Raw genomic sequence first — 13,034 nt, forward strand, 5'->3', positions numbered from 1 at the left:
CCGGACAAAGCAGCAAAAGGAGACCATCCATGGCTAAAGTCGCTTTCATCGGACTGGGCGTGATGGGCTACCCCATGGCCGGCCATCTCAAAACCAAGGGCGCCCACGAGGTCACTGTTTACAACCGCACCGCTGCCAAGGCTGAAAAGTGGGCAAAGGAATTCGGCGGCAAGCATGCGGCAACACCTGCCGAAGCCGCGAGGGATCAGGACTTCGTGTTCTGCTGCGTCGGCAATGACGACGACCTGCGTTCCGTCACGACCGGTGAAGATGGTGCCTTCGCGACCATGAAGACAAACGCGATCTTCATCGACAACACCACGGCCTCGGCGGAAGTCGCACGCGAACTCGATGCCGCTGCAAAAGAAGCCGGCTTCCACTTCCTCGATGCGCCGGTGTCCGGCGGCCAAGCCGGTGCGGAAAACGGCCAGCTGACCGTCATGGTCGGCGGAAACGAAGCCGCCTTCCAGCGCGCCAAGCCGGTAATCGACGCTTACGCCAAGATGGTCGGCCTGATGGGTCCTGCCGGCAGCGGCCAGCTGACCAAGATGATCAACCAGATCTGCATCGCCGGCATCGTTCAGGGCCTCGCAGAAGGCATCCACTTCGGCAAGCAGGCCGGGCTCGACATTCACAAGGTCGTGGACGTCATCTCCAAGGGTGCCGCCGGCTCCTGGCAGATGGAAAACCGTCACAAGACCATGAACGAAGGCAAATACGACTTCGGCTTCGCGGTGGACTGGATGCGCAAGGACCTTGGCATCGTTCTGGAAGAATCCGACCGTAACGGCGCCAAGCTGCCGCTCACCGCCCTGGTCGACCAGTTCTACAAGGATGTGCAGGCGCTGGGCGGCCAGCGCTGGGACACGTCCTCGCTTCTGGCGCGGCTGGAAAAGTAAGCCGCCCAACCAACGTTACGCACTGCTGCTGGATCCGGACTCCTTGTCCAACACCATGTAATCCAGCGGCAGCTGCGTCGTGTATTTGATCTGCTCCATCGCAAATGACGACGACACGTCGCGGATCTCGATCTTGGCGATCAGCCGCTTGTAGAAGGCGTCATAGGCCGCGATATCCGGCACCACGACCCGGATCAGATAATCGACGTCGCCGCTCATGCGGTAGAACTCGATCACCTCGGGAAAATCCTGCACCACTTCCGAAAACCGCTTCAGCCATTCATGGCTGTGCGATCCGGTGCGGATGGAAACGAACACCGTCACCCGCGCATTGATCTTTACCGGATCGAGGATCGCCACGCGACGCCGGATGACGCCTTCTTCTTCCAGCTTCTGGATGCGCCGCCAGCACGGCGTCGTGGACAGCCCGACTTTCTTGGCCACATCGGCCACGGCAAGCGTTGAGTCTTCCTGCAAAAGGCGAAGGATTTTGCGATCAAGCCGGTCCATCGGCAGTCTCCGTAGAAAATTATGCCTCATTAGAGCCAAGTTCCCGCAGATCAACAACTAGTTTCTTGCAGACCTAAGTGCCGATCAGCGTCCTCACCTGCGCGCGCAGTTCAGGTAGAAGCTCGATCTCGAACCAGGGATTTTTCTTCAGCCAACCACTGTTGCGCCAGGATGGATGCGGCAGCGGAAGAACGCGCGGCCGCTCGCTCGCATGCAGGATCGCGCGCCAGTCGCGCACAGTGTCGGTCATCGAAGCCCCACGCCCCAGATGATACTGATGCGCATAAATGCCGATCACCAGGATCAGCTCGACCTGCGGCATCGAAGCCAGCGCCGGCTCGCGCCAGATCGGCGCGCATTCGCGCCGCGGCGGCAGATCGCCCTTTTGCGCATCATGGCCGGGAAAGCAGAAGCCCATCGGCAGGATCGCGAAGTTGCCGGGATCATAAAACGCGGCTTCGTCGACGCCGAGCCATTGGCGCAGCCGCACGCCGGACGGATCCTGGAACGGAACACCCGAAAGATGCGCGCGAATGCCCGGCGCCTGACTGGCGATCAGGATCTTCGCTTCAGCAGACACCACGAAGATCGGCCGCGGCTCATGCGGCAGCGGCTTGCCCACAGGCGCATCACGGCAAACGCGACACGCCCGCATGGAGGCAATCTGCCCGTCCAGGTCGGCAGGTGCTTCAATCAAGCTTGCGCGCTGGGCCTTGCCGAAACGGCCTCATGCCAGCGCAACAGATTGCTGCATTCGGCGGGCACGGCGATCCTGGCGGGCTTCATGAAGTCCACCGCCACCAGTGCGGTGATGTCTGCGATCGAATAGGCGTCGCCTGCCACGAAATCGCGCTGCGCCAGCTCGCCATCGAGAAAACGGCAGAAGTCGAGCGCCTTCGGCTTGTTGATTTCACCCCATTCGGGCAGCTGCGGCACTTCCCACTCCTTCATCGCGGGGTGGATGTGCCGGAAGGCCGACGCCACGGCATTGAGCAGGTTCAGCTCGATACGCCGCTGCCACATCTCCACCTGCGCACGTCCGACGGCACCGGTCCCGAACAAGTCCGGCTCGGGATAAAGCTCCTCGAAATAGCGGCAGATTGCGACCGACTCGGTGATGATCGTGCCGTCATCCAGTTCAAGCACCGGCAGGCGCTGCAGCGGGTTACGCGCCGTGACTTCCGGCGACTTATGGCCAAGCGCGTTCATGTCCACCGTTTCCAGCGGCACCTCGACGCCCTTTTCGGCCAGGAAGATGCGCACGCGCCGTGGATTGGGCGCCCGGCCACCATCGAACAATCTCATGCTTTTCCTCCTGCCTTCCATCCGGCTTGTCTCGACCCGCGAGCAATTCCTCCCGCCGGAAGGGGTTCTTAATCATTCGCGTTTAGTTTGCCATTAAGGATAGTTGTTAGCGTTTGGTTGCGGGTTCAATGGCGGTGCAGCGCTCGGCTTCGGCTGACAAGATCATTGTGGATCGCACCAGGCCCAGCCGCAACAGTGAAGTTGCGCGGGCGATCCGCCGCACGCGCGATCGGCTGGCCGAACAGGTCGGCTCGCCCGCTTTCGATCGCGAACTCCTGAAGCTCCATGCCCATGCGATGATCAACACGGTGGTGGCGATGCCGCTGCTGGTGGTGCTGATCGCCGCCGCCGGACTTGCGGCCGGCATGAATATCGAACTTCTGCTGTGGGCGCCTCTGACCGTGCTTGGTTACGCGGTTCTCGCGCTGGTGGCGCGCCGCGTCGAGCGCACGCCGGTCAACGAGATCAGCCTGAACAAGTGGTCGAAGATCTTCCTTCTCGGCCACGCGATCAGCGGCATCGGCTGGGCTTACTTCGTTTATGTCCGCTGCGACGCCTGCGGCCTGGAGCCGCTCCCGGTCGTCAAAGCCGTGATCCTGCTTCTGGCCATCGCCGTCACGGCCATCATCGCGTCAGCCCTGCGCGGCGCGCTTGTGGCGACCTTCGCCCTGCCTGTCGTTGCCTTCGCGGTCGCTGCAGCCCCCGCCTGGACCACCATCGATGTGCTGATGGCCGTCCTGCTTGCCGCGTCGCTGCCCTTCTTCACCTACGTCGCCGGCAACTTTAACCGCTCCGCCGTGATGCTTCTGGCGTTCCGCAGCGAGAAAGATGCGCTGATCGCCGAGCTGGAAACCGCCAAGTCGATGTCCGACGAAGCCCGCCGTCGTGCCGAAGAAGCCAATCTCGCAAAAAGCCGCTTCCTAGCCTCCATGAGCCACGAACTGCGCACGCCGCTCAACGCCATCCTGGGTTTTTCCGAAGTCATGGCGACACAGGTGCTCGGCCCCCTGCCCAACCCGACCTATCGCGGCTATGCGCAGGACATCCACGATTCCGGCACGCATCTCCTCGAGCTGATCAACGAAATCCTCGACCTGTCGCGCATCGAAGCCGGCCGTTACCAGCTCAACGAGGAAGCCGTCACGATCGCCAACATCGTGGAAGAATGCTGCCACCTGATGGAGCTGCGCACGAGCAACAAGGACATCCGCATTACGAAGGAGTTCGAGCGCGACATGCCGCGCCTTTATGCGGATGAACGCGCTATCCGGCAGATCGCCCTGAACCTCCTGTCCAACGCCGTGAAATTCACGCCAAGCGGCGGCGAAATCCGCGTTCGCGTCGGCTGGACGGCCGGCGGCGGTCAGTATCTCTCGATCAAGGACAACGGCCCCGGAATTCCCCCGGAAGAGCTGCCGATCATCATGTCGGCCTTCGGCCAGGGCACGATCGCCATCAAGAGTGCCGAACAAGGCACCGGTCTTGGCCTGCCGATCGTTCAAGGCCTCGTGCAGATCCACGGCGGCACCTTCGACCTGCAATCAAAGCTGCGCCAGGGCACCGAAGTCGTCGCCACCTTCCCCGCAGCGCGGGTCATCGAGCCGATGCCGGCTCTTGCGACAGCCGCCGTCGGCGGCCGCCGTCAGTAGCCGTCCTGCACCTCAAGCGGCAGGCAAAGCCCGCACGCCGTTGAACACCTGCGCCGTCGACTGCACGAGAAGAGCAGCGAGTGCGGCCGCAAGGCCGGGCTGGCTGGCGCCAAGATCAAGCAGCGGCTTGTCGCTCAACAAGCCGGCCAGCCGATCCGCAGCCGGTTGGCCCATGCTCGACGCAACACGGCAATGCGAGACGGCATCGGGGTTCACAGCCCGCAGCAAGGCCGCTGCCGCCAAAGCCGGATAGCCGTCGAGCAGAACCGGAATGCGCTCGGAACGCGCCGCCATGATCGCACCGGCCATCGCCGCAATCTCGCGTCCGCCGACCCGCCGCAGCACCTCGAGCGGGTCGCGCAGATTGCCCGCGCCATGGAACGCCAGCGCCGCGTCGATCATCTCAGCCTGCCGATCCGCCATTGCGCCTTCAGCCACGATCCAGTCTGCCGCCTTGCCGCCCTGCAGGGCAGTGACCACTGCTGCCGCCGTCAACTCGCCGCCCACGCCGAAGCTGCTCAGCGCCACCAGATCGAACCCGCCTGCCACGGCTTCCATGCCGAACGCCATCGTGGCCGCGCAGCCGCGCTCGTCGAAGGCGGCAGCGCCCGTGAAATCGGCCGTCGGCACATCCAGCGCCAGATCGAACACCTTCAGCCCCAGATCATGCGCGCCGCAAACCTGGCTGACCGCCGCACCACCCGCCGCGCAATGATCCACCATCGCCGCCGTATCCGCGATCGCTTCCGCGCCGAGGCCCTGCGCTGCGATCCCGTGATTGCCGGCAAACAAAGCGATCAGCGGCCGGTTCACCGCAGGCGGCCGGCTCGACCAGGTCGTCAACCAGTCCGCAATTTCACCAAGCCGCCCAAGCCCCGCACCGGCGCCGCCCAGCTGCGTGATCCGCTCGCGCACGCGGTTGCCCGCAAAGCTGTTCGCCTCGGGCATGTCGCGCAGCAGGGCACGAAAGTCGTCGAAAGGAAGGGCACTGGTCATGTCTGGCGTCTCCTGAACCGCGATCACGCGGTGTTGGGTGGGCGATAAACCGTCCCGGCTTGCATTGGCAAGGTGTTCATCCCATGTGGAACAAGCAAACCCGGCCTGCGTCCTGACCAGCGAATGACCCCAATCGAATCGCCCTGCATCCTCGTCTGCTCGATCGACATGAAGACAGGCTTCTGCTTCGGCTGCGGCCGCACGCGCGGCGAGATCTCCGATTGGCTGACCATGACGCCAACCGAACGTCGCAGCGTGATGGCCGACCTGCCAGCGCGCCTCGAAACCGTGGAACGCAAGCCGCGCCGCGAAACCCGTCGCACCCGCATGGCGCGCGAACGAGGCTCCGGCTGAACATGCGTCGTTCGCCGAAATTCCTCTGGATCGTTCTTGCCGTTCTGGCGACCGGCCTGCTTCTGCTCATTCTGAACGATGATGCCGGGAGCACCTTCGGCTTTGAAAACGATCAGTTCGCGAGCCTTCTGACCAGCGGCCTTCTTGTCACCGTTCTTGCCGCCGGCATCGTCGCGTCGCGTCCGTCCTTCGGCGAAGTCACCCGCAACATCGCGATCTGGCTCTTCATCGTGCTCGCCATGCTGACGGGCTACAGTTACCGCTATGAGCTGCAGGATGTCGCAAGCCGCGTCACCGCCGGCCTGGTTCCAGGCAGCCCCCTGTCCGTCACCGACAGCGAGGGCAATGTCACGGTCACCGTGGAGAAAACCGGCAGCGGCCATTTCGAAGCCCGCGCCCTGATCGACAACAAACCCGTTCAGGTCATGGTCGACACCGGCGCCAGCATGACCGTGCTGACGGTGGAAGACGCCCGTGCGATCGGGCTCGATGTGGAAGCGCTCAACTTCGCCGTTCCGGTTTCCACCGCAAACGGCGTCACGGTGGCCGCACGCGCCCGTGCCGAAACCATCGCGATCGGCGCCATCGGACGCGGCCCGCTTCCCATCCTCGTCGCGCAACCCGGCGCTTTGGGCCAGAGCCTGCTCGGCATGAACTTCATGGGCACGCTGTCGGGCTATGATGTGCGCGGCGACCGCATGGTCCTGCGCGACTAGGCACCGCCCTCAAGCGGCAACGGCATCCGTGGAAGACGCCGAGCGATCAACTTCGGCAAGCGCGCGCCAAAGCACCTCAGAACGCGCGCCAGGCTTTGTCGCATCGCTCGACAGGATCTGCCGGTAACGCCGGGCACCGGGAAGGCCATGAAACAGCCCCACCATATGCCGCGCGATGTGAGACAACCGTCCGCCGGCGTCAATATGCCGGTCGGCGTAATCCGCCATTACCGCGAACACCGCATCATAATCGGCCGGCTTGGCGTCCGCGCCATAAAAGCGGCTATCCACATCTGCCAGAAGACCCGGCGTCTGGTACGCCGCCCGTCCAAGCATCACGCCATCGGTGACGTCCAGCAGAGGCTCGGCCGCATCTAGCGAATGGATGCCGCCATTGATGCCGATGAAGCGCTTGGGCAAACGCGCCTTCAAGCGCCGCACGCGGTCATAATCCAGCGGCGGAATATCCCGATTTTCCTTCGGCGAAAGTCCCTGCAGCCAAGCCTTGCGCGCATGCACCCAAAGCCCGTCCGCACCCGCCGCAAACACCCGGTCGGCCAGATCATCGAGCCCCGGCTCAGGATCCTGATCGTCCACCCCGATGCGGCATTTCACCGTCACCGGAATGTCCACCGCTTCGCGCATCGCATCCACGCAAGCCGCAACCACATCCGGCGTCTTCATCAAACAAGCGCCGAACGTCCCGGATTGCACCCGGTCCGACGGACAACCCACATTGAGGTTGATCTCGTCATACCCAAACCCCGCCCCGATCCGGGCCGCCTCCGCCAGCTTGCGCGGATCCGACCCACCCAGCTGCAAGGCAACCGGATGCTCGACCCGATCAAACCCCAGCAACCGCTGCCGATCCCCATAAATCACCGCATCCGCCACCACCATCTCGGTATAAAGCAACGCCTCCCGGCTCAACTGCCGATGAAAAAAGCGGCAGTGCCGATCCGTCCAATCGATCATAGGGGCGACGGCGAAGCGCGGGCGCCGGGTGTCTGCGACTACATAGGAAATATGCGGGTTTGCGTTGTCTTCAGTCATGCCTGATTGATGCCGATTTTTCTCTTGTCAGCCAGTTTCCAGGAACAAACCCTGCAGCCTAGTATCAACAAGCGGACGACTTTAAGCACCGCCCAGGGAAGATAACAGCGCAGTTTGCTAGCGCGCACCTCGCGTGACAGCTTTGGCAGGATCACAGTCGAGATCCACCAAGGATCCTAGGTGCTTCCTGTCAGAGAATCTACATGCGTCCTTATACCGCGAGTTGCAACTATCCTTGCAACGGTTGTTGACGCGCTGTGATCCCTATGGCTGTAAGCGGCTCGAAACTGCAACCACTGTGCGCTCGCCCGCTTGGTTGCAAAAAACAAGCTTAAAAGGCCATAACTGGTGACGCAATCCCGCTATTCCGCAGCTGCTGCTGCAAACGAGCCGATCTACGTCGCCAGTCCTCTTTTGCCAGATATAGACGCCTACCGGGATCAGCTTGTCGACATCTGGGCAACTAAGCAGCTCACAAACGGCGGTCAAAAAAGCGTCAACCTTGAGCAGGCACTGAAGGAGTACCTAGGGATTCAAAGCCTCGCACTTCTCAGCAATGGCACCATCGCGTTGATGGTTGCGTGCCGCGCGCTGAAACTCACAGGTGAATTTATCACGACACCATTTACGTTCATCGCGACTGTTCATGCGCTTGCTTGGTGCGGCCTCAAGCCGGTTTTTGTCGACATTGATCCAGTTGCAATGACGATCGATCCTGAGCGCATTGAAGCTGCCGTGACACCTCAAACCTCCGCGATCGTGGGCGTCCATGTCTATGGCAATCGCTGCGCAGTTGATGAAATTGATGCCATTGCCAAGCGGCACAAGCTTAAGGTGATCTACGACGCCGCGCATGCCTTTGGCACGCGTTATCGTGGCAGATCGATCGCCGATTTCGGAGATGTGTCGACCTATAGTTTCCACTCGACAAAACTGTTCCACACTGGTGAAGGTGGAGCGGTCGCGACACGCCACAAAGATCTGGACGCAGCTGCCAGGTCACTGCGAAACTTTGGCATCGCGAGCGAAGAATCGATTCCCGGCACGGGCATCAACGCGAAGATGAGCGAACTGCAAGCCGGAATGGGCTTGGCTGTGCTTCCGCTCGTTGACGATGAAAAAGTGAAACGCCGTAGCATCTTCCAAAGGTACAACGACGCCTTTAACGCAATTCCGGGAATCACAACGCCGCCCTTGGGCGACCTTGGAGAAGACAGCTTCCAGTATTATTGCCTGCGCGTCGTGTCGGCTGCCGGAACACCTACGCGCGACGAGCTGTACCAGAGGCTGAAGACCGCGAACGTGTTCTCGCGACGCTATTTCTGGCCTTTGTGCAGCGACACTGAAGAATACAAACACCTGGATAGCGCTGATCCTGCGCGGCTACCCAACGCCCACAGGGCGGCGCGCGAGGTACTTTGCCTACCGCTTTACGGCACTCTCAAAGACGAGGACGTGTCACGGATCATCAACGCATTGCGTGAAGCGTGTGGAGTGGCATCGTGATCCTCGCCAACGTTCAGATGAAACGGTCGAAGGGATGCTGGGAATGAAACGCGTAGCAATTATGCAACCCTATTTCTTCCCGTATATCGGCTACTACGCGCTGATCAGGCATGTCGATGAGTTCATTCTGCTTGATGCCGTGCAGTTCATTCGACACGGCTGGGTCGATCGCAACAGGATTCTAAAGCAGGGAGGCGGCTTTCACTACATTCGTCCCGCCCTGCAGAAAAAGTCTCACACCGACGCCATTCAGGAAGTTTTGGTCGACAACACCCAAAACTGGCAATCACGAATGATATCGCAGCTCGATGTTTACCGCAGGCGCGCACCCAATTTCCACAAAGTGCGTGCGTTGGTGGGCGATATTCTTTCTGTCAAGTATGAGCGACTAGCCGACCTGAATCAGGCCACGCTGCGCGGCGTATTTGAATATCTGGACCAGCCATTCAACTGCGAGCTTTTTTCGTCCAGCGACCTGCGTATCGCCCCTCCCGCCACTCCTGGCGAATGGGCGCTGAATGTCTGTCGCGCCATCGGCGACGTCGAGGAATACTGGAACCCGATCAATGGCCGTGACCTGTTTGACGAGCAGAAGTATCGCGAAGCCGGGATCAACCTTGGTTTGTTTGAATATAAAGCGCGCTCTTACGCCCAAGGCGAAGAAGCATTTGAAAGTAGCCTCTCCATCATCGACGTGTTGATGTTCAATCATCCGGAAGTTGTGGTGGACATGCTCAACGACTTCTCCGTCCACCCGGCGGGGGTGATTGACCAATGACAGGTTTTTTCAACCTCCCCTCCAGCAGAACCAGCAAGGCGCATCATGAAGCCTGAAGATAGTGCCAGGGACATCCACGCTCCCGAGGATAATCATCAGTCCCGGGCCGAATTGCTCGCGACCATACGACGGCAGGAACTTGAGCTTGCCGTCCTTGCGTCGATGGTGGGCGCAAGGGAAAAAGCAATAGTAGTCACTGAGAAGTCTGCTGCTGAACCGCAGGATCAAGGGATACAAGGCGGCGAGCAACAGATTGCCAGCTATTTAAGCCTGAGCCGGCAGCTAGCTTCACTCGGTCGTACAGACACCAGACGTGTGTTGAGGCGTTTGCGCCTTCTTAAGTAAGCGCCGCAAACGCGCGAATGATCGTTGCCAGCTGTCTGCAGGCTTCGAGGACGAAGATATGGAAGCCTTCGCAGATGACTGACGGTTTGGACGAGTTCGACGCACAATGGTATGTCCGCGCCTATCCGGACGTTAACGGCTCTGGGCTGTCCCCGCAGAAACACTATCAGACGATCGGCAAAGCACTTGGCCGGTCAGGTTTCGATTCAAACGATCGCCCCATCACCAAGCCCAGCCGCGCCGACGATGTGACCGTTTCCATCATTTGCGTGACGTTCAACCATGAATATTTCATACGCGAATGCCTGGACTCCATCCTCTCTCAGAAGGTCGACTTCAACTTCGAGGTCATCGTTGCAGATGACTGCTCATCAGATTCCACGGCAGATATTGTTGCTGAGTATGCAGCACGCGATCGTCGCATAAATTTCATCAGGCGCGAACAGAACATCGGACCCGGTAGGAACTTTGCGGATGCGGCTGAAAGAGCCAAGGGCGAGTTCCTCGCGATCTGCGAGGGCGATGACTATTGGACCGACATCCATAAGCTCCAGCTGCAGCTGGATTATATGCGCGCCAATCCTGTCTGCTCTCTGTGTTTCCATCCAGTCAAAGTTGTGTTCGACGATGGCAGCTTCGAACCAAAGCTCCACCCGCCGGAAGACTGGAAGGACTTCAGTTTAAGGGCTCTGATCCACAAGAACTTTATCCAGACAAACAGCGTCATGTACCGGTGGCGCTATACGGATGGATTACCAGAAGACTACAACCCGGACATCGTTCCGGGAGATTGGCATATGCATCTTCTGCATGCCGAGATCGGCGAGATAGGCTTCATTGATCGCGTTATGTCGGTTTATCGCCGCCATGCTGCGGGCATGTGGGCGACCAGTGACGGAGCCTTCAACCACCATCGGAAATACATCCGCGGCGAGTTGTTCTTTTTCACTGATCTGTCGGAGCAGTTTGGCGGCTTCTACCGCGACGTATTCATTAAGAATGCCGTCAATGCCTTTACAGACTACGCTGAGGGAATGCTGGATCGCAGGCTTTACGAAGAACTTGCGGCTGTAGCGCGAGACTTTCCAAGTCTTGCAAGGCGCACATTCGCCGCGATGGGCTTCAAGGGTGAGTTCGACTTTTCCTCAGCCGAAAGTCTGAAACACTCCATCTTCGGCTCATGTGCAGTGGACGTGATTGTTCTGACATACAATCATGGCTCATCGCTTGAGCAATGCCTGCGCTCTGTTCTCAACCAGACCTGTGATTTTCCGTTCTCAATCATTATTGGCGATGACAACTCCCAAGACGACACAAGCAGGATAGTAAGCGGTTTTGTATCAACCGAGCCAGACCGGATCACCTACCTGTCTTCTGGTCGCAACGATGGTATGCTCAAAAATCTTTCCAGATGCGTCGAGGAGAGTTCTGCACCATTTATCGCCTTCTGCGAGGGAGACGACTATTGGCTTTCGCCGTTCAAGCTGCAACAGCAGGTTCTGCAGCTTCTGCGCAACCCACGTGCAGGAATGACATTCAACAGGTTGCTTTTGGAGCATGTTGAATTCGGGCGCTTTGAACCTCACGAAGGTCAAACTGACATTGAAGGCTCCAAGGTCAGCTTCAATGACATCTATCAGAATTACATCACAGCCAACTTCTCTTGCTGCTTGTACCGCCGAGAAGCTGTGGAAGCCGTTCCTGCGATTTTCTATGAAATTCCTGGTGCCGCCGATTGGCTATTCAACCTGTTTGTTGCGGACAAGTTCGATGTTCTGTTCGATGCGAACATCATGTCGGTCTACAGGATTCACGAGAAAGGTTCATGGAGCGGACTGAGCCTGCAAGAACGCATGCGCAGGATTAGGCAGGCGCAGCAAACCATGCGCTCGCTGTTTGGGCCAGCACGCGGTGTAGGCGGCTCGCGATTGAAGATCGATGTGAACGACATCGCATCGTCCGAAGACATGGCCGATTTCTCAGCCTTCCTTGACCTTCCGTTCAACGGAAAGCCCCAATATGTCGAACAGGGAGCTGTTAAGATCGAGGGATGGTGCGTGCATCTTTATGGCAAACAGGTGCTGGGTCACTTGAAGACAAAGGATGGCATCAGCAGCTTTCCTCTCGATTACAGCAGGCTGGACGTCACCCAGATGTTCGAAGAGAGCGGTGAAACTGCTTATCGCGACCACTTGTGCGGGTTCGACATACGCCTGCCTTTTGCCGAAGTCAGTATGAGTTTCGAACTTGGTTTCTCAACCGGCGGCGACATCACCTGGTGGAAGAACGTAATTGCCACGATTGAAGACCCCGAGCTCGATAGAAAGCTAAACAATGACTGATATCAGAAACCTGATCGCCCTTTGTCGAGAAGAAGCTCCCTATGACTTCTTAGGCGGTCGCGACATAGACATTGTTTACAACAAGATAACGTCACTAAGCGATATCCTTCAATACAGATCCGAAGGAAAGCTTCTTGGCTTTGTGTCCTTCTATACGAACGATACGAGCCTGGATTTCTCCTTTGTCAATATGTTGTGTGTGGCCCCGGAAGGCAGAAGGTCTGGCATCGGCAAACTGCTCATGACCTGGTGTGGCGAAGCTGCAGCGACCAAAGGCTTCAAAGAGCTTCGCCTCGAGGTTCATACGGAAAACTACGTCGCACGCGACCTCTGGAAGCGCATGGGCTTCGAAGACATCTCGGATGCGACCGCTGCTTCGAAATATATGCGAAAACCACTGCAAACGTCCATTAGAGCCCGCTGAAGTGTAATGGCACAAAGCCCTTAGACGGCGTCACTCCTTGCGGTGCTATCCCGCGCACAAGGACAGGCTGCGCCAGTACTACGTAGCGGCTTTTTCCGAAGCCAGGTCGCTGTAGCTTTGATGCATGACCTTCTGCGTTCTTGCGCCGCTAAGGACA

Annotated in this window: 14 protein-coding genes; 9 read left to right on the top strand and 5 right to left on the bottom strand. The window is 59.1% G+C overall.

Going from position 1 to position 13,034, the window contains the following annotated elements; all coding sequences use genetic code 11:
* Positions 1–29 precede the first annotated feature (29 nt).
* A complete protein-coding gene (locus JYU29_RS08650; RefSeq protein ID WP_213984416.1) occupies positions 30–899 on the top strand; it encodes an NAD(P)-dependent oxidoreductase in 870 nt (289 codons plus the stop codon).
* A gap of 15 nt (positions 900–914) precedes the next feature.
* On the opposite strand, the gene JYU29_RS08655 is transcribed toward JYU29_RS08650, so the two are convergent.
* The 3 genes from JYU29_RS08655 to JYU29_RS08665 form a co-directional block, all read right to left on the bottom strand.
* A complete protein-coding gene (locus JYU29_RS08655) occupies positions 915–1,409 on the bottom strand; it encodes an Lrp/AsnC family transcriptional regulator (protein WP_213984417.1) in 495 nt (164 codons plus the stop codon).
* 73 nt (positions 1,410–1,482) lie between these two features.
* A complete protein-coding gene (locus JYU29_RS08660) occupies positions 1,483–2,064 on the bottom strand; it encodes a uracil-DNA glycosylase family protein (protein ID WP_213985003.1) in 582 nt (193 codons plus the stop codon).
* A 38-nt stretch (positions 2,065–2,102) separates the two neighbouring features.
* On the bottom strand, positions 2,103–2,714 hold the full coding sequence (locus tag JYU29_RS08665) for a glutathione S-transferase (RefSeq protein ID WP_213984418.1): 612 nt from the start codon (positions 2,712–2,714) through the stop codon (positions 2,103–2,105).
* Between the two features lie 128 nt (positions 2,715–2,842).
* On the opposite strand from JYU29_RS08665, the gene JYU29_RS08670 reads away from it, so the two are divergent.
* Positions 2,843–4,363 (top strand): sensor histidine kinase, encoded by a 1,521-nt coding sequence (locus tag JYU29_RS08670; protein WP_213985004.1) that lies wholly within the window; start codon positions 2,843–2,845, stop codon positions 4,361–4,363.
* Between the two features lie 12 nt (positions 4,364–4,375).
* Here JYU29_RS08670 and JYU29_RS08675 read toward each other — a convergent pair whose 3' ends face one another.
* On the bottom strand, positions 4,376–5,359 hold the full coding sequence (locus JYU29_RS08675) for a nicotinate-nucleotide--dimethylbenzimidazole phosphoribosyltransferase (protein WP_213984419.1): 984 nt from the start codon (positions 5,357–5,359) through the stop codon (positions 4,376–4,378).
* 123 nt (positions 5,360–5,482) lie between these two features.
* Between JYU29_RS08675 and JYU29_RS08680 the strand changes: the two genes are divergently transcribed.
* A complete protein-coding gene (locus tag JYU29_RS08680; protein WP_213984420.1) occupies positions 5,483–5,713 on the top strand; it encodes a DUF1289 domain-containing protein in 231 nt (76 codons plus the stop codon).
* A 2-nt stretch (positions 5,714–5,715) separates the two neighbouring features.
* A complete protein-coding gene (locus tag JYU29_RS08685; RefSeq protein WP_213984421.1) occupies positions 5,716–6,429 on the top strand; it encodes a TIGR02281 family clan AA aspartic protease in 714 nt (237 codons plus the stop codon).
* 9 nt (positions 6,430–6,438) lie between these two features.
* Here JYU29_RS08685 and dusA read toward each other — a convergent pair whose 3' ends face one another.
* Positions 6,439–7,482, bottom strand: a complete 1,044-nt coding sequence (gene dusA / locus JYU29_RS08690; protein ID WP_213984422.1) for a tRNA dihydrouridine(20/20a) synthase DusA — start codon at positions 7,480–7,482, stop codon at positions 6,439–6,441.
* 348 nt (positions 7,483–7,830) lie between these two features.
* Here dusA and JYU29_RS08695 point away from each other — a divergent pair, with 348 nt between their 5' ends.
* The 5 genes from JYU29_RS08695 (at position 7,831) to JYU29_RS08715 (ending at position 12,877) form a co-directional block, all read left to right on the top strand.
* Positions 7,831–8,988 (top strand): DegT/DnrJ/EryC1/StrS family aminotransferase, encoded by a 1,158-nt coding sequence (locus JYU29_RS08695; protein ID WP_213984423.1) that lies wholly within the window; start codon positions 7,831–7,833, stop codon positions 8,986–8,988.
* A gap of 43 nt (positions 8,989–9,031) precedes the next feature.
* Positions 9,032–9,766, top strand: coding sequence for a WbqC family protein (locus tag JYU29_RS08700; RefSeq protein WP_213984424.1), 735 nt, complete (start codon positions 9,032–9,034; stop codon positions 9,764–9,766).
* 45 nt (positions 9,767–9,811) lie between these two features.
* Positions 9,812–10,111, top strand: a complete 300-nt coding sequence (locus JYU29_RS08705; protein ID WP_213984425.1) for a hypothetical protein — start codon at positions 9,812–9,814, stop codon at positions 10,109–10,111.
* 74 nt (positions 10,112–10,185) lie between these two features.
* Positions 10,186–12,453, top strand: coding sequence for a glycosyltransferase (locus JYU29_RS08710; protein ID WP_213984426.1), 2,268 nt, complete (start codon positions 10,186–10,188; stop codon positions 12,451–12,453).
* Positions 12,446–12,877, top strand: coding sequence for a GNAT family N-acetyltransferase (locus JYU29_RS08715; protein WP_213984427.1), 432 nt, complete (start codon positions 12,446–12,448; stop codon positions 12,875–12,877). Before JYU29_RS08710 ends, JYU29_RS08715 begins: the two co-directional genes overlap by 8 nt.
* The last annotated feature ends 157 nt before the right edge of the window (positions 12,878–13,034 follow it).

The sequence above is a fragment of the Tianweitania aestuarii genome (assembly GCF_018457165.1).
In the GTDB taxonomy this organism is placed as follows: Bacteria; Pseudomonadota; Alphaproteobacteria; order Rhizobiales; family Rhizobiaceae; genus Tianweitania; species Tianweitania aestuarii.